This is a genomic window from Fulvimarina thalattae (genome assembly GCF_040239565.1).
In the GTDB taxonomy this organism is placed as follows: Bacteria; Pseudomonadota; Alphaproteobacteria; order Rhizobiales; family Rhizobiaceae; genus Fulvimarina.
Map to the genome: position 1 here is coordinate 215,605 of NZ_JBEHWS010000005.1, position 15,874 is coordinate 231,478.

Annotated in this window: 13 protein-coding genes and 1 other RNA gene; 5 read left to right on the forward strand and 9 right to left on the reverse strand. The window is 63.1% G+C overall.

The window, feature by feature from the left end; translation table 11 throughout:
- Positions 1-3: 3 nt before the first annotated feature.
- From rsmH to ABRA89_RS08980, 5 genes are all read right to left on the reverse strand, one after another.
- Complete coding sequence (rsmH, locus tag ABRA89_RS08960) at positions 4-1,026, reverse strand: 16S rRNA (cytosine(1402)-N(4))-methyltransferase RsmH (protein ID WP_349941119.1); 1,023 nt, start codon at positions 1,024-1,026, stop codon at positions 4-6.
- Positions 1,023-1,487 carry a division/cell wall cluster transcriptional repressor MraZ gene (mraZ, locus tag ABRA89_RS08965; protein ID WP_349941120.1) on the reverse strand — a complete coding sequence of 155 codons (465 nt, stop codon included), beginning with the start codon at positions 1,485-1,487 and terminating at the stop codon, positions 1,023-1,025. The genes rsmH and mraZ overlap by 4 nt, the downstream gene beginning before the upstream one ends.
- A 548-nt stretch (positions 1,488-2,035) precedes the next feature.
- Positions 2,036-2,489: RNase P RNA component class A (gene rnpB / locus ABRA89_RS08970), an RNA gene on the reverse strand.
- Positions 2,490-2,549: 60 nt separating this feature from the next.
- Positions 2,550-3,332, reverse strand: a complete 783-nt coding sequence (locus ABRA89_RS08975; RefSeq protein ID WP_349941121.1) for an N-acetylmuramoyl-L-alanine amidase — start codon at positions 3,330-3,332, stop codon at positions 2,550-2,552.
- Positions 3,329-4,042: a DnaJ family molecular chaperone gene (locus ABRA89_RS08980; RefSeq protein WP_349941122.1), complete on the reverse strand. Its 714-nt coding sequence runs from the start codon at positions 4,040-4,042 to the stop codon at positions 3,329-3,331. The genes ABRA89_RS08975 and ABRA89_RS08980 overlap by 4 nt, the downstream gene beginning before the upstream one ends.
- Before the next feature lie 245 nt (positions 4,043-4,287).
- On the opposite strand from ABRA89_RS08980, the gene ABRA89_RS08985 reads away from it, so the two are divergent.
- The gene (locus tag ABRA89_RS08985) at positions 4,288-5,127 is read left to right on the forward strand and encodes a glycoside hydrolase family 25 protein (protein WP_349941123.1); all 840 of its coding nucleotides are present in this window, start codon (positions 4,288-4,290) and stop codon (positions 5,125-5,127) included.
- A gap of 100 nt (positions 5,128-5,227) precedes the next feature.
- Here the strand turns inward: ABRA89_RS08985 and ABRA89_RS08990 are convergent, their stop codons facing one another.
- Positions 5,228-6,634: a cation:proton antiporter gene (locus tag ABRA89_RS08990; RefSeq protein WP_349941124.1), complete on the reverse strand. Its 1,407-nt coding sequence runs from the start codon at positions 6,632-6,634 to the stop codon at positions 5,228-5,230.
- Positions 6,635-6,858: 224 nt separating this feature from the next.
- Here ABRA89_RS08990 and ABRA89_RS08995 point away from each other — a divergent pair, with 224 nt between their 5' ends.
- Positions 6,859-7,293, forward strand: coding sequence for a DUF4112 domain-containing protein (locus ABRA89_RS08995; protein ID WP_349941125.1), 435 nt, complete (start codon positions 6,859-6,861; stop codon positions 7,291-7,293).
- A gap of 118 nt (positions 7,294-7,411) precedes the next feature.
- The gene (chrA, locus tag ABRA89_RS09000) at positions 7,412-8,602 is read left to right on the forward strand and encodes a chromate efflux transporter (protein ID WP_349941126.1); all 1,191 of its coding nucleotides are present in this window, start codon (positions 7,412-7,414) and stop codon (positions 8,600-8,602) included.
- A 6-nt stretch (positions 8,603-8,608) separates the two neighbouring features.
- Here the strand turns inward: chrA and ABRA89_RS09005 are convergent, their stop codons facing one another.
- On the reverse strand, positions 8,609-9,064 hold the full coding sequence (locus ABRA89_RS09005; protein ID WP_349941127.1) for a methyltransferase family protein: 456 nt from the start codon (positions 9,062-9,064) through the stop codon (positions 8,609-8,611).
- 143 nt (positions 9,065-9,207) lie between these two features.
- On the opposite strand from ABRA89_RS09005, the gene ABRA89_RS09010 reads away from it, so the two are divergent.
- A complete protein-coding gene (locus ABRA89_RS09010) occupies positions 9,208-11,286 on the forward strand; it encodes an NAD(+) synthase (protein ID WP_349941128.1) in 2,079 nt (692 codons plus the stop codon).
- A 21-nt stretch (positions 11,287-11,307) separates the two neighbouring features.
- On the opposite strand, the gene ABRA89_RS09015 is transcribed toward ABRA89_RS09010, so the two are convergent.
- Complete coding sequence (locus ABRA89_RS09015; RefSeq protein ID WP_349941129.1) at positions 11,308-13,263, reverse strand: hypothetical protein; 1,956 nt, start codon at positions 13,261-13,263, stop codon at positions 11,308-11,310.
- A gap of 50 nt (positions 13,264-13,313) precedes the next feature.
- A complete protein-coding gene (locus ABRA89_RS09020) occupies positions 13,314-14,609 on the reverse strand; it encodes an adenylosuccinate synthase (protein WP_349941130.1) in 1,296 nt (431 codons plus the stop codon).
- Positions 14,610-14,889: 280 nt separating this feature from the next.
- Between ABRA89_RS09020 and ABRA89_RS09025 the strand changes: the two genes are divergently transcribed.
- Positions 14,890-15,792: a DMT family transporter gene (locus tag ABRA89_RS09025; protein WP_349941131.1), complete on the forward strand. Its 903-nt coding sequence runs from the start codon at positions 14,890-14,892 to the stop codon at positions 15,790-15,792.
- Positions 15,793-15,874 lie beyond the last annotated feature (82 nt).

Consider the following 15,874-nt stretch of genomic DNA (forward strand, 5'->3'; position numbering starts at 1 on the left):
GGGTCAAATCCTCGACAGGTCTGCAAGATCGGGCAATGAAGCGAAGGCGAGCTCGTCGCCGCCGCGCGGCGAGGCGTCGAGCCTGATGCCTGAGCGAAGCTTGGCGGAACGGGCGCGCGGGTTCTCAGCAGCTTCCCGCTCGCTGGCCGCGACTGCCTTGTTGCGCGCCGAAAAGGTCGGCTTTAACGGCACGACATCAGGCAAGTGGCGCGAGCCGCCCTGGCTGCCCGCGCGGTCCAGGAAGAAGCGCTTGACGATGCGGTCCTCGAGCGAGTGAAACGAGACGACGACGAGCCGCCCGCCAGGCTTCAGCAGGGTTTCCGCCGCCCTCAACGCGCGGGCGAGCTCGCCCAGCTCGTCGTTGACGAAGATGCGCAGCGCCTGAAAACAACGGGTCGCCGGATCGATCTTGTCCTTCTTGCCACGCCCCACCGCCTTGCCGACGACGCCTGCAAGATCGAGGGTCCGCGCAAACGGCTTTTCCTCGCGCCGCGCAACGATGGCGCGCGCAGCACGCCCCGCATGGCGTTCGTCGCCGAGAAAATTGAAAATGCGCGCAAGATCGCCGACGGAGAGCGTGTTCACCACATCCGCCGCCGTTGGCCCATGATTTCCCATGCGCATATCGAGCGGCCCGTCCTTCTGGAAGGAAAAGCCACGCTCTGCCTCGTCGATCTGCATGGAGGAGACGCCGATGTCGAGAACGATCCCGTCGATCGCGCCCGCATGGCCCGAAAGCAGCGAGCCCATCTCGCCGAACCGTCCGGCAATGGGCGTCAGCCGGCCGCCCGATGCTTCCGCAAGAGCCTTCGCCGTCTCGATCGCCGTTGGATCGCGATCGATGGCGATCACGTCGGCGCCTTCGGCAAGGATCGACCGCGTATAGCCGCCGGCTCCGAAAGTCCCGTCGACGATCGTCTCGCCGGCTTTCGGCGCCAGCGCCGCTATTACTTCGGCGAGAAGGACGGGAACGTGAGGGGTCGGTCCGCCAATGGTCGAGCTTTGGGGCTCACCATGACCCGTCATCGTTCCGTCGTTCCCGCCGACCCCGTACCGGCAGTCCTGGGCTTGGACTGCCGCTCGCGCAGCGCCGTGAGCTTCTCCTCGAAGTCCTCCGGCCGCCACAGCTGAAACATCTTGCCGACACCGACGAAGGTTGCCCTGTCGGTGATCCCGGTGTGGTCGCGAATGAGATCGTTGATCACGATGCGCCCCTCCGAGTCGGTCTTGAGGTAGGTTCCATCGCCATAGGCAAGGATCGCAAGTTCCTGGTATTCCTGCGAAAACGGATCCAGCGTCTCCATCTTCGATTCGAAATGGCTCATCAGCTCCGGCCCGCCGACATTCATCACCGGCAGGTAGAGATCGCGCATCGAGAAGAGGTCGCGAATTCCGCGAGAAGCGAGAACCTGACGATAGGCCGCGGGCACCGAGATACGCCCCTTGGAGTCGACGCTGTGGGTGTAGTGGGAAAGGAACCGGTCCATCACGCCGGACCGCTCGTTGTCCCCGCGGTCCGGCGCTCATATCTGCCCCCTCTGACTTCGCCCAGACGCAAGACACAGCCTCTCCAGCGATGCGCGCGACTCCGCCGCACCGGCTTGGACGCAGCACGATTTCTGCGTCTTCGGAATGCTCGAAAACGGGTCCCAATGACCCTTCGGAAGATGGCTTAGGGGATATCATGGGCCCCCATGGGCGTCAATGGAGAGAGGTAGATCAGGCCGGCTTCGCGCAGGCTTCCCTCAAGATGCCGGAAGAACAGTTAAATCGCCGTTAAGATTGATAGAATCCTACTCGGACCACAAAATCCCAGATGTGGACCACCACCTCGTGCTTGAGCCGATAACGCCCGTTAAAACTGCACCTGAGACCGATTGTCGGTACAAACCTTAGCTAGCGAATAAACTTTCGTTATATTGTCGGATTCCGAACAGTCTCAGTTGGCATCCGTGTTTGCCTGCGGAGGCAAGAACGGACGCTCAGACGATAGACTTCACCCGCAAGGGGACGGTTTGTTCAATGGATCAGAACGAGTGTCAGCCGGCCTGTAAGCCGGGTTCTGTTCGCAAAGGTTCTCAAAGAGAGCCCACGCGTGGCGACCATTCCTCTGGGACGTTCCTTGCGAAACGCCTCAAGCAACCCACCCGGACGGCTGTCCCGGAGAGGATGGACGACTTTCGCCATCCGCGCCGTCCCTATTCGGTCTTGCTCCCGGCGGGGCTTGCCATGCCGCCTTCGTTACCGAAGACGCGGTGGGCTCTTACCCCACCGTTTCACCCTTACCCCGCCAACAGTCCGGTCAGTGCTTGTCCCATGGTATCCCATCGGCCTCGACCGTACTGCAGGCGGGGCGGTCTGTTTTCTGTGGCGCTATCCCTGAGGTTCCCCTCGCCGGACGTTATCCGGCACCGTTTCTCCGTGGAGCCCGGACTTTCCTCCCCCGCCGCCTTTCGGCATATGACGGGAGCGGCCGCCCGGCCGGCTGACGACACGGCATGTGCCGTCTGTCGGTTCCCATGTCAAACGAATAGGAGCAAGCCGACCGCTCACCCGATGGCGGCGGCCTTTTCGGCAAACGGCGAGCGTTCCAGCGCTCCGATCAGCCGGTGAAGGGTCTCGATCGTCGAGATGTCCGCGATGCCATCGACCCTGGCCGGTCGAAAATGTCTTTGAAACGCGATGGTCGCGAGCCGTGTCACCTCGCCGAAGACACCGTCGATGGGCACGCCATATCCATAAGCTGCCAGCATCGCCTGAAAGGCCGAGACAGGCTCGCCCTGATCTCCCGGACCGAAGAATCGCCCGCCCCTGAGCGGCGCTGGCTCGACCCGGTGCCCGATGTCTTCGCGATGAAGCCTCTCCCACGGAAAATGCTCGCCGGGATCTTCCTTCCGATCCGGCGCGATGTCCGAATGGGCAAGAACGAATTCGGGCAGGATGGCATTGCGCGCGACGATATCCCGGCAGAGATCGACGACGACCTCGATCTGCTCGTCAGGATAGGACGGAAGCCCGCCGGCATGCCCGCCATTGACGATCTCGATCCCGATGGAGGAAGAATTGATGTCGTCATGCCCCCGCCAGCTACCCTCGCCCGCATGCCAGGCCCGCTCGGCCTCCGCGACAAGCTGCACGACCCGCCCATTCTCGTGGACGAGATAATGGGCGGAGACTTGGCTCTCGGTGTTGCAAAGCCAGTCGAGCGCCTGATCCCCCGTCCCCATGCCTGTGTAGTGGAGCAGGAGGATCTTCGGGCCGCATCCGCCCTTGCGCGCGTTGAAATTTGGCGAAGGCCTGAGCTCCTCCACGAGATGGCTGTCAGGTGTCACGCGGCGTTCTTTCCGGCAATCTGCTCATAGGCCGTGTTGATGGCTTTCATCCGTTCGGAGGCGATGAAGAGGAATTCCTCGGGAACACCCCGCGCCTGCAACTGATCGGGATGGTTTTCGCGCACGAGCGACAGATAGCGCTTCCGGGTTTCCTGCTTGGTGCTGTCCGGATCGATGCCCAGAACCGCATAGGGATCGTTGGGGCCCTCCACATGCCGCAGCTTCATCCGCTCGAAGCTCTTTTCGGAAAGTCCGAAAATCCGCGCGACATCGGCCAGGAATTCCAGTTCCCGCTCGTGGATCAGCCCGTCCGCCTTCGCGATGTGAAACAACCCGTCGAGCACGTCCGTCATCAGCGGGCATTCGTCCGATCCGCCGGAACAGAACTCGCGCAACCGCCGGGCGTAGTGCTCGTAGCCCGCCGTATCCTGCTTGGCGATGTCGTAGAGCCGAAAGACGTTGCGGGTCTCTTCCGGCGGGATTTCGAGGATCTCCTGAAAGGCCTCGACCTCCTCCATCGTCACGATACCGTCCGCCTTCGCCATCTTGGCCGAAAGCGCGATGATCGCGACAGAAAATGCGACGCGCTGGCGGGTCTCCACGTCACCGCCCCACGCGGTGCGCAGAGCCTCCATGATGGCATCGATTGTCGTCCGCCCGCTCGCGCCCAATGCCTGCAATAGCTCGCTCAGCCGAGAAAAGATGCTCATAGCGCGGTCGGCCCCTCTCGTCCGTTCGGTCGGGAATTGGTCACGCGTCCCAGGCTTTCAACATATAGATTCATACCCGAGCCCGATACTCAATTCCTTCGCGCGTTACGGTGTGTCCTTCGTGTTGCACCCCGAGAGATTCGACAGTCTCGCGCCAGCCGTATGCGAGACACCGCATCGATTGCAATAATTTCGCCTTGTTCCGAACGACGCTGAACGCTGGGGAAGAATTTTTGGGGGAAGCCATGCGCGCGACGATGCCATCGCCGACACGAGCCAGCGGCTCGACGGGACACCGAAAGCCGAGAACGCTGGGAGCCGCGCTGATCGGCTGCGCCCTGGCGCTCGGCCTTTCTGCCTGCAGTTCCTCGACGCCGCTCAGCACCGAGTCGCTCGGTCTGGGCTATCCCGGTATCCAGCTCAGTGAATTCAAAGGCGAAAAGCCGTCCGACTATCCGGTCCACGGCATCGATGTCTCGAAATATCAGGGCAATATCGACTGGAACGCCGTACGCAGCGGCGGCATCGAATTCGCCTATCTGAAGGCGACCGAGGGCGGCGACCGGGTGGACGACCGCTTCCATGAAAATTGGCGCGAAGCCAAGAGCGCGGGCGTCCCGCGTGGCGCCTATCATTTCTGGTACCATTGCCGGCCGGGCGTCGAACAGGCCGACTGGTTCATCCGCAACGTGCCGAAGGATCGAAGCGCCCTGCCGCCGGTCATCGACGTCGAATGGACACCCTTTTCGCCCACCTGCACCAAGCGCCCGCCGCGCGAAGACCTGATCCGCGAAGTGATGGCGATGGCGAACAAACTTGAGGCCCATTACGGCCAGCGTCCCGTCCTCTACATCCCGATTGACGTCCACCGCGATCGCTGGGTCGACGCGACGAACAGCCACGAGATCTGGGCGCGCGCCGTCGCCGATCATCCGGACAATGTCTACGAGCGCCGCAAATTCCGCTTCTGGCAGTACACCGAGAGCGGATCGGTTCCGGGCATCCGAGGCGGCGTCGACAAGAACGCCTTCGCCGGCACGCGTGCAGACTGGGAGCGTTGGAAACGTCACCACACCGGCGCGTGATCCTTGCAGGGCGACGAAACACCCAACAGGCGGACGACAAACAAAGGCGCGGCGGACGATCCGGTCCCCGCCCCTTTCGCTTTCACGAAGATAGACGCTCTCACTCCGCCGCCAGTCTGCCATCCGGCTTGTTTTCCGGCCCGCTCGCCTTGGACGCAGCCTTTGCGCGCTTGGCTTCCCGTTTCACATGGCGCCGCCGATTGAACGCACGCCTCATGGCGCGCCACCGCACGCGGATCGCGAGCCCCGCATCTTCGACATTTTCCACCTGGTCCTCATAAAGCTCGGCAAACGCCTGCTTGAATTCGGCGTAGCCGAACCGCGCCTCACCTTCGAGCAACCGCGTGAGCGCCATCCAGGCCGGCGATACCAGCAGCGAAACCGCTGTCACGGCCAGTGCCAGCCGGTAGACGTCCGCGCCTATCGCCTGCGAGGCGAAGGCGGCTGCCGCGAGAACGAAAGAGAACTCGCCGATCTGTGCCATGGAGAGGCCGGCTTCCATCGCCGTCTTGTGGGAAAGGCCAGCAAGGCGGATCAGCGCGATGTTCCAGGCCGTCTTGGCGATGATGACGAAGATGCTGGCAACGAGCACGAGCACCCATTCGCGCATGATGTACTGGATGTCGATCAGAAGACCGATCGAGAGGAAGAACACGACCAGGAGGATCGCCTGAATCGGCTCCACCACATGGATGATCGGCGAGCGCAAAGTGGAAGCGCCAACGACGAGTCCCGCGATAAAGGCGCCATAGGCAGGCGACAGGCCGACGAAGCCCGAAATCGCCGCCGCGCCGAAGCAAAAGGCGAGCGCTCCGAGCGCGAGCATCTCGACGTTCTTTTCCACCGCACCGGCAAAGCCTGGTTTCAGCTTCGGCCGGCTGCCGAGATACCAGAGCAGCCAGACAAGCACCGCAACCGATATGGAAATCTTGACCGTCAGACCGATCCAGCCGGCGCCATCCAAGCCCTCCCCGCCAAGGGATGTCGCGATGATCAGCATCGGAACGACGGCGAGGTCCTGCGCAATGAGCACGGCAACGGCGATCCGTCCCGGTTCGGAGCGCAGTTCCCCGATATCCTCCAGCATTTTCATGGCGACGACAGTGGAAGACAATGCGATGATGAAGCCGAGGATGATCGCCTCGGAGAGCGTCGCCTCTGAAATGATCATCAGGCCGAACGAGATCGCCATCGCGGCGAGAAGCTGACCGCCCGCAATCAACACCGCTGGCTTCAGCGAGGCGACGAAGGCCTTCAGCGAAAGCTCCATGCCGATGAAGAACAGAAGCATCAGCACGCCCATTTCGGCGAGCATGGTGATGTTCTCGTTCGAGGTGGAAATGAAACCGAGGCCGGAAGGCCCGAGCAGTGCGCCCGCCAGAATAAACCCGACCAGCGGCGGCTGCTTGAGCCGCATCAGAAGCATGCCGACCGACACCGCCATCACGATGACGAAGGCTATCTCCGTCAGTCCCGTCGCGTGGGCTTGCTCCGCTGCATGTTCCATTCTGTCGAGTGTCTCCTTCCGTACCGATTCGCCAAGCATCGCTGCTTCACTCGACCAAAGAAAGACATCGGAGGGATTTCCGCGGAATAGCCGGTCATCGCGCCTGCCCTGCCCTCGCATCGCAAGAGCGGATCTCGGAGCGAGCCAAGCATAACCGCTTGGAGAAGCAGCAGAACATTCCCATATCGAACCTCGATCACAGTTTTGCGAGGCAAGCACGCGACATGACACCGGCCGACGACATCTACGATCCCGATCGCATTCGCCGATTGAAAAGGCTCGGCAAGGTGGCGCGCCTCATGGATACAGCGATCCGGATCCCGGGCACTGGCATTCGGTTCGGCGGCGACTCCATCGTCGGCCTCATTCCCGGCATCGGCGATGCGGGCGCCGCCGTCATCTCCCTCTGGATGGTCAACGAAGCCCGACGCCTCGGAATGCCGAGGTCCAAGATCGCGCGCATGCTGGCCAATGTCGGCATCGATGCCGGAGTCGGCACGATCCCGTTAGTCGGCGATGTCTTCGACGTCTTTTTCAAGGCAAACAAGCGCAACTTCGACATGATTGCCGATCATTTCGGCGAGCATCATTTCGCCGAAGACGTCGGAATGGGCCGGCCGATCAAGGACGTGACGCCGCCACGCGAGCGCCGCCGCTGAGGGCTCTGGACGGGCTGTCGCGCGCCCGTCATCTTCGGCTGAGAGAGTTCGAAGCCGAATGCGCGCCGGAAACTGATCGTCATCAGCAAGCGCGCCATCCTCTCAAAGCGGAGCGTGCGTGACCGACCGGGCCGACCCCAGAAGCGATGAGGCGCACAGCTATCGGGAGATTGTCTCGGCTTTCCTGAAACTCGGCCTCACCGCATTCGGTGGGCCGATTGCCCATATCGGCTATTTCCGCGAGGAGTTCGTCGCCCGCCGGAAATGGCTGACCGATACTGCCTTCGCTGATCTTCTCGCGCTCTGCCAGTTTCTGCCGGGACCTGCCTCGAGCCAGGTCGGCTTCGCGATTGGGCTCGCGCGCGGCGGCTTCCTTGGCGCCCTTCTCGCCTGGACCGCCTTCACCCTCCCCTCGGCCATGGCGCTGATGATCTTCGCCCTTGGTGCCGGAATGGTGGCGGATGGGATCGGCGCCGAGATCATCGGTGGCCTCAAGATCGCAGCCGTGGCCGTCGTCGCTCACGCTCTTCTGGGCATGGCGAAAACTCTGACGCCCGATCCGAAACGCGCATCCATTGCCGTGCTCGCGATCGCCGTGCTCGCTCTCCTGCCGGATGCGGCAGGCCAGGTCACGGCGATCCTCTTTGGCGGCATTGCAGGCCTCATCATCCTAACGAGCGACACACAAGGCGGAGCCGGCCTTCCACCCATCCGTATCGCAAAGCCGGTCTCGCTCGCCGCCTTCGGATTCTTCGCAGCACTTCTGCTCGCAACACCGTTTGCCGCCGGCCTGACCCCGCTCGCCGATTTCCTTGCCGGGATCTATCGCGCCGGCGCCCTCGTCTTCGGCGGCGGCCATGTCGTTCTCCCGCTCCTCAGTGCCGAGACCGTCGCACCGGGCTATGTGACAGAAGACACCTTCCTTGCGGGCTATGGCGCGGCCCAGGCCGTTCCCGGCCCGCTTTTCACCTTCGCCGCCTATCTCGGGACACAGGCCGGCGGCATTCTCTGGGGCGCCCTCGCGCTGGTCGTGCTCTTCCTGCCGGGCATGCTGCTGCTGATCGGCATTCTTCCGTTCTGGAACACGATCTCGGCTTCGCCGCGAATGCGCTCGGCCCTTGCCGGCGCCAATGCGTCCGTTGTCGGAATTCTCGCGGCAGCCCTCTACGATCCAGTCTTCACGAGCGCCATTCTCGGCCTGCCGAGCTTCGCGCTCGCCGCCCTCTGCTTCGTGCTTCTCAATCTCTGGAAAGCCCCGCCCGTGCTGATCGTCGCGATCGCTGCAATCGGCGGACCGATCGTTCTCTGAGTGTTTCTACCAACGCCGGGTCTTTGCGAAATAGCGCTCAGCTTCAGCCCCGAACGCCTTTCGCAGCCCCGCCTCTTCGTCACGAATGAAACGCGCGGTGATCACGAACGGAAAGCCGAGTGCGATCAGCACCGAACTCAGCGCCCCAAGCCAGAGCGCGACACCAAAGAGCACCAGCACCATGCCGGTATAGATAGGATTGCGGTTGATCCGGAACGGCCCCTCGACGATCAGCGCAGTCGGCGTATCGCCCGGCTCGATCGCCGTCTTCTTTCGTCCGAACCAGATCGCTGCCCAGATAGCGATGCCGAAACCAGCCACTGCGAATATCGCGCCCAGTGCCGCCGTCACTGGGGCCCCGAAATTGACGATCGGCAGAACGCTGGCCGCAACCCACTCGGCGACGAAGAAACCGGTCGCCCAGATCGGCGGAAGATCGGGAAACTTATCGCGTATTGCCATGTCGACTTACCCCTTGCCGGCGCCACCCCTGTTAAGGCTGGCACAGTTTCGCCCGAACGCAATCGCCCATCGACTTCGCAGAATCTTCTCGGCACTGCTATATCCCGGCCAGTAGACCATTTCGCGGGGCTCGGCCAACAGGCATGACCGAAACGCAATCGAGCGCCGTTCCCGGCGCGTTCTTCGATATCCACACCCATGGCTTCGTACGCGCAGCGGTGGCAACACCCATGGTTCGCAATGCCGATCCTGCCTACAACGCGAGGGCCATCCTCGCACAGGCCCGCGAAGCTTCCGAGGCCGGCGCAGATCTCGTCGTCTATCCCGAGCTCTGTCTCTCCGGCTACGCCAACGACGATCTGCACCTTCAGACCGCTCTCATCGAAAGAACCAGAACGGAAATCGCTGCGCTCACCGAAGCAAGTCGTGATCTGGCACCTCTCCTTCTCGTCGGCGCGGTGCTGGAGAGAAACGGCAGCCTCTACAACACAGCTGTCGCCATCCATCGCGGCACGATCCTCGGCGTCGTCCCGAAAATCTATCTGCCGAACTATCGGGAATATTACGAGAAGCGCTGGTTCGCCTCGGGCGCCGGCACCGAAGGCCAGACCATCCGTCTCGCGGGGAACGACGTTCCCTTTGGCACCGACCTCCTCTTCGGTGCCGATAACATGCCGGGCTTCACCGCCCATATCGAGATCTGCGAGGACTACTGGAGCCCCTCCCCGCCCTCGATAGACGGTGCGCTCGCCGGCGGCACGATCCTCTGCAATCTCTCTGCGTCCAACATTACCATCGGCAAGAGCCGGGACCGCGATCTCCTCTCGGCCTCGCAATCGATGCGCTGCGTGGCGGCCTACATTTATTCCGCGGCCGGCCACGGAGAGAGCACGACCGACGTCGCCTGGGACGGTCAGGGCGGCATCTACGAACTCGGCGACCTGATGGCCGAATCCGAGCGCTTCTCCCACGAGAATGCGGTCGTTTATTCGGATATCGACACCGGCCGCATCCGCCAGGAACGCCTGCGCATGCCGACCTTTCGCGATGCAGCCGTCACGCGTGGGCATCCCGAAAAGCGCTTCCGCCGGATCGGTTTCGAGCATCGGCCTGCCGACGCAGTCCGAGATCTCAAGCGCCCCGTCCGCCGCTTTCCCTTCGTACCGAACGATGCGGCGAAGCTCGATCAGGATTGCTACGAGGCCTTCAACATCCAGGTCGAGGGGCTCATCACCCGCTACAAGGCGACGCCGGGCGATACGATGGTCATCGGCATATCGGGCGGGCTCGACTCCACGCATGCCCTCATCGTCGCCGCCAAAGCCTGCGACCGGATGGGCGTGCCGCGGGACAAGATTCTGGGTTTCACCATGCCGGGCTTCGCCACCGGCGATTCCACGAAGTCCAATGCCTGGGCGCTGATGCGCGCCATCGGCATCACGGCGGACGAAATCGATATCCGGCCCGCCGCCCGCCAGCTTCTAGCCGACATGGATCACCCATTCGCCGACGGCGAACCTGTCTACGATATCACCTTCGAAAACGTGCAAGCGGGCCTTCGAACCGATTACCTCTTCCGGCTCGCCAACCAGCGCGGCGGCTTCGTGATCGGCACGGGTGACCTCTCCGAACTCGCGCTGGGCTGGTGCACCTATGGCGTCGGCGACCAGATGAGCCACTACGCCGTCAACACCGGCGTGCCGAAGACGTTGATCCAGTATCTCATCCGCTGGTGCGTAAGTTCAGGCCAGTTCGATCCAGAGACGGACACCGTGCTCAACGCTATTCTCGACACGGAAATCTCGCCCGAACTCGTTCCTCAGGATGCACCGGGCGGCCTCCAGAGCACGGAAGAGAAGATCGGCCCTTACGAGCTCAACGACTTCTTCCTCTTCCACACCCTGCGCTACGGCCTGCCGCCGTCCAAGGTTGCTTTCCTTGCCCATCACGCATGGCGGTCAGCCAAGGACGGCCGCTGGCCGATCGGCTTTCCGGAGGCGAAGAAAAACGAATACGATCTGGAGACGATCGCGAACTGGCTGGAGAAGTTCCTGTTCCGCTTCTTCCAGACATCGCAGTTCAAGCGCTCCGCCCTGCCCAATGGGCCGAAGGTCTCAGCCGGCGGCAGCCTGTCACCGCGCGGCGACTGGCGCGCGCCCTCCGACGGGCGCGCCGATCTCTGGATCGCGGAATTGCGTGAGGCGCTCGGCCGTCAGGGCTGAGCGGCGGCTCTCAGGCTGCCCTCAGCTCTTGCCGTCCCAGGCGGCGATCGCTTCCTTGAAGACGCGGTCGCCCGGAACACCCTTCTCGATCGAGACCAGCGCCCTGCGTCCCGTCGCATACGCAATCGGGATATCGATCCACTGTTGGCCTTCGAGCAGAGCGAGGTTGTTCTCCACCGCCTGATCGAGATTGTTCAGCGCGATGATGAAGAAGCCGTCCGAGATCTTGCCCGCAACGCCGATCAGCGGTTCGCCGCGCGCCTGCTCCGTCTTCTTGAGCGCCAGCCGTTGAACCGTCGCGACATTGCCACCGGCGAAACTGTCCGGCGTATCGAACAGCAGCTCGATGACGTGGCTCGCAGGAAGCGTCGGGTCGGCATTGCGCCGGATCGTCAACGTCATGGTAACGTCTTCTTCCGGGATCTCCGCGACGGCGCGGATCGCAGGCTCAGGTGGCTGACCCTCGATCGGAGGCTCCTCGACGACGGACCAGACGACGTTGCCGGTTTCCTGCGTTCCCGGCTGGTCGGAGGTGCGTTCCTGATAGAAGACCGTCCGCTGGGCCACTGGAACCGAAGCGTTCTCGCCCGGGTCGACCGCCGCTACATCCGTGTTCTCGGCATCTGCGCCGTCCGCGGCGGCGACATCGGCCTGCTCGCCGCCGACGATTTCCGGATCGCGGCCAATCTCGCTCGACAGCGTCGGCGAGGTGCCCTCGCTCACCGGCTCTCCGGCCGTGGTCGCGGCGGCGACATCGGTGCCCTCGCCGAACTGGTTGGGCTGTCTTTCGGCGGGACCTTCGTCAACCTCAGTGCCATCCGGCAGAAGACGCTGGGTATAGTCCCGGGTCGTGCCTCCATCTGCACCCGTGGCCCCATCGGATTGTCCGTCCACCGCTGCAGTCTGGGTTCCTGCGTCACCGGTTTCCTGGCCACTTTCGGCTGGTTCGGCCGGACCCTCGGTCTCAGGCGCACCGGTTGCAACGACCGGCTGGTCTTCGCCGAGGATCGCGTTCGAGATTTCGTCGCCATAGAGCCAGGCAGCAGCTCCCAGCCCGCCGAGAATCACGACCAGCGACAGGATGCCCAGAAGCGCGCCGCCGCGCTGGCTGTGCCGGTCTTGAGATTTGGGCACGTAGGCCGGCGCAGAAACGTCTGCTTCGGGGATCGAGACCGATCCGTCATCGTCGCGATCGTCTGAACCCTGGCGGTCGAGATAGAAGTCGTCGCCACCGGTGTTCCGTTCGTCTTCGTGATAATCGTCGTGGGAGTAGTCCGCCTGTGCGATGCCCGCATTGGAGGCGTGAGAAGCATCGCTGCGTCCAACCTCCGTGCCGGCCGCAGCTGGCATCGTCGGCTCGGAACGCTCGTCTTGCACCCAGTTCGCATTCGACGCAGCAGCATCGGAATGGGATGCTTCATAATGCGGCGGTTCATCGACAGCCGGCGCAGCGCCCCATGAGGAATGCACCGGTTCGTGATGGTCCGCCTGTGGTTCGTCGTATACTTCCGGCTCTTCGGAGGGCGTCTGCGCAGAGCGTTCCGGTGTCGGCTCGAGCGGCGTGTCTTCGAGGCGATCCTCGACCACTTCCGCCTGCCGCTCTTCTTCGGCCGGCGAGAGGTTGTGGTCGTACTCGGGTGCACCGCCCGCCTCTTCCACCGGCTCCTCGACATGCGGCGGCTTGTCGGCCGGGCTCTCGGGCTCCGGTTCGGGCGCTGCCTGCGGAGCCTCGGCGACGGGCTCTTCGGCCGGCCCACCGTTCTCGATGTCGAGATAGTGCTGTTCGGTCCGCTGGATGGCCTCTTCGAGTGCGTTCAGCCGAGCGGCGGCGACGTCCTCGCCGAGGGGCGGATTCGCCGCCTGAATCTGCCGTTGGATGGCGGCGCGTGCCTTGTCGTAGACGCGGGAGCGCATGTCCGGCGTCGATCGCGGAAGACCGTCGATCGTCTTGCGAAGTACGCCGCTCAAGTCAGCCATGAAACGCTATTACCCAGTTCTATCAAAGCCAGAATTGATCCGCCGGAACTCTAGTCCTGAAACGGATCGCGAACAAGTATCGTATCGTCCCGTTCCGGGGACGTGGAAAGAAGAGCGATGGGCGCGGAAACCAGCTCTTCGATATGCCGAACATATTTCACCGCCTGCGCCGGTAGATCGCTCCAGCGGCGCGCACCGGCCGTGGTTTCGCTCCAGCCGGCGAAGGTCTCGTAGATCGGCTCCAGCGCTTCCTGGTCGGCTAGACTTGCCGGCAGGTAGTCGATCACTTCGCCGTTCAACCGATAGGCTGTCACGACCTTGATCTCTTCCAGCCCGTCCAGCACGTCGAGCTTGGTAAGCGCAAGCCCGGACAGCCCGTTGATCGCCACCGCCTGACGCACCAGCACCGCATCGAACCAGCCGCAGCGACGCTCGCGCCCGGTCACGGTCCCGAATTCGCGGCCCCGCTCGCCCAGAAACCGGCCGATCTCGTTCTTCTGTTCGCTCGGGAACGGTCCTTCGCCCACCCGGGTCGTATAGGCCTTGGTGATGCCGAGCACGTAGCCCACCTGCCCCGGCCCCGTGCCGGAACCAGCCGCCGCCTGTCCCGCGACGGTGTTGGACGAGGTAACGAACGGATAGGTGCCGTGGTCGATGTCGAGAAGCGAGCCCTGTGCGCCTTCGAAGAGGATACGATTGCCAGCCCGGCGCTTGTCGTCGAGCAGGCGCCAGACCCGGTCGATATACGGCGTGATGTCGCTCGCGACGCTCGTCAGCTCTTCGAGGATCGTGTTGTGGTCGATCTCCGCCTCGCCGAGCCCTCGCCGCAGCGCATTGTGGTGGGCAAGAAGCCGCTCGATCCGGCCCGGCAAGGTCTCGATATTGGCGAGATCCATCACCCGGATTGCCCGGCGGCCGACCTTGTCCTCATAGGCCGGGCCGATGCCCCTGCCCGTGGTGCCGATCTTCATGCCCTTGGCGGCGGCCTGCTCGCGCGCGGCATCGAGTTCGCGGTGAACCGACAGGATCAGCGCGGCATTGTCGGCGATTCGCAGCTTTTCCGGCGTGATCGTCACGCCCTGCTCTTCAAGCCGCTTCTTCTCGGCGACGAAGGCGTGCGGATCGAAAACCACGCCGTTGCCGATGACCGAGAGCTTTCCCTCGCGCACGATGCCCGACGGCAGCAGCGAAAGCTTGTAGGACACCCCGTCGATGACGAGCGTGTGGCCGGCATTGTGGCCGCCCTGAAAGCGCACGACGACGTCCGCCCGTTCGGACAGCCAATCGACGATCTTGCCCTTTCCTTCGTCGCCCCACTGGGAACCGACGACGACGACATTGGCCATGGAATACTCCTGCTGATCCTCTCTCGCCCGACGTCCCCCTTCGAAGGTGACCGGTGCGAGACCGTGATGTCTTTCTCAAGCCGAGCGATACGGCTTTTTGCCATCACGCCCTATAGAGGACCGTCCTTGCAGATGCGAACGGGATGAGCGGATTTCTTCACTGATTCAGCGCGGAATTTGGCCCACAAGCCTTGTCTCCCCCTTGCGAAGCGGCATCTAGGGGCTCCCACCGATTCCAGGCGAAGCTCCAGACGAGCGTGCCGCACCCCTCAAGCGTCCCATGATTCGCGTTCTCGCCAGTCCTTATGTCCTGCTTGCCCTCACAATGCTGTTCTGGGGCGGCAATGCGATCGCGGGAAAGCTCGCGGCGGGACATGTCTCGCCGATGCTGCTGACGCTCATCCGCTGGACGCTGGCCACCCTATTCATGACACCGTTCGCGCTGAAGCAGCTGAAGGCAGACTGGCGGACGATCCGCCCGCGCCTCCTTACGCTCTTTCTCCTCGGCGCCTGCGGCTTCACCATGTTCAACGCCTCGCTCTATGCGGCGCTCAACTTCACGACCGCGATCAACGTCACCATCGAGCAATCCTCGATGCCGCTGGTCGTCTTCGTCCTCAATTTCCTGATCTTCCGCTCCGGCGTCACCGGCTATCAGGTCGCAGGCTTCCTGCTCACCTTCACCGGCGTCCTCCTCACCGCTTCGCACGGCGATCCGGCTCGGCTCTTTACGCTCTCGCTCAATCTCGGCGACGGGATCATGCTGATCGGCGTCTTCATCTATGGCGCCTATACGGTGGCGCTCCGCGTCAAGCCGCAGCTCTCGTGGCAGTCGACGATCTTCTGCCTCTCCCTTGCGGCCTTCCTCGCATCGATCCCCTTCGCACTCGGTGAATACGCTCTTGGTCTAACTGTCTGGCCAGATACCCAGGGCGCGACCGCCGCCCTCTACACGGCGATCTTCCCGTCTCTGATCGCGCAATCCCTCTATATCCGCGGCGTCGAAGCCATCGGCCCCAACCGCGCCAACCTCTTCGTCAACCTCGTGCCGATCTTTGGCGCAATCTTGGCTGTGCTGATCCTCGGCGAAGTCTTGGAGGGTTACCACGCCGCTGCACTTGCGTTCGTGATCGGCGGGATATTGCTGGCGGAAAGAGGCGGCCGAAAAAGCCGAACGCCATGACCTATGATGCTCGGCGAGCCGCTTAGCGAAACATTAGTTATCAAGCGTTAGGACCGTGGTGCCAGAGCAATCAGGGCATTAC

Bases quoted from the DNA above. Each gene is read 5' to 3' on its own strand.
- rsmH (WP_349941119.1), bottom strand. From the start codon at position 1,026: ATGACGGGTCATGGTGAGCCCCAAAGCTCGACCATTGGCGGACCGACC.
- mraZ (WP_349941120.1), bottom strand. From the start codon at position 1,487: ATGGACCGGTTCCTTTCCCACTACACCCACAGCGTCGACTCCAAGGGG.
- ABRA89_RS08980 (WP_349941122.1), bottom strand. From the start codon at position 4,042: ATGAGCATCTTTTCTCGGCTGAGCGAGCTATTGCAGGCATTGGGCGCG.
- ABRA89_RS08985 (WP_349941123.1), top strand. From the start codon at position 4,288: ATGCGCGCGACGATGCCATCGCCGACACGAGCCAGCGGCTCGACGGGA.
- ABRA89_RS08990 (WP_349941124.1), bottom strand. From the start codon at position 6,634: ATGGAACATGCAGCGGAGCAAGCCCACGCGACGGGACTGACGGAGATA.
- ABRA89_RS08995 (WP_349941125.1), top strand. From the start codon at position 6,859: ATGACACCGGCCGACGACATCTACGATCCCGATCGCATTCGCCGATTG.
- ABRA89_RS09005 (WP_349941127.1), bottom strand. From the start codon at position 9,064: ATGGCAATACGCGATAAGTTTCCCGATCTTCCGCCGATCTGGGCGACC.
- ABRA89_RS09010 (WP_349941128.1), top strand. From the start codon at position 9,208: ATGACCGAAACGCAATCGAGCGCCGTTCCCGGCGCGTTCTTCGATATC.
- ABRA89_RS09015 (WP_349941129.1), bottom strand. From the start codon at position 13,263: ATGGCTGACTTGAGCGGCGTACTTCGCAAGACGATCGACGGTCTTCCG.
- ABRA89_RS09020 (WP_349941130.1), bottom strand. From the start codon at position 14,609: ATGGCCAATGTCGTCGTCGTCGGTTCCCAGTGGGGCGACGAAGGAAAG.
- ABRA89_RS09025 (WP_349941131.1), top strand. From the start codon at position 14,890: ATGATTCGCGTTCTCGCCAGTCCTTATGTCCTGCTTGCCCTCACAATG.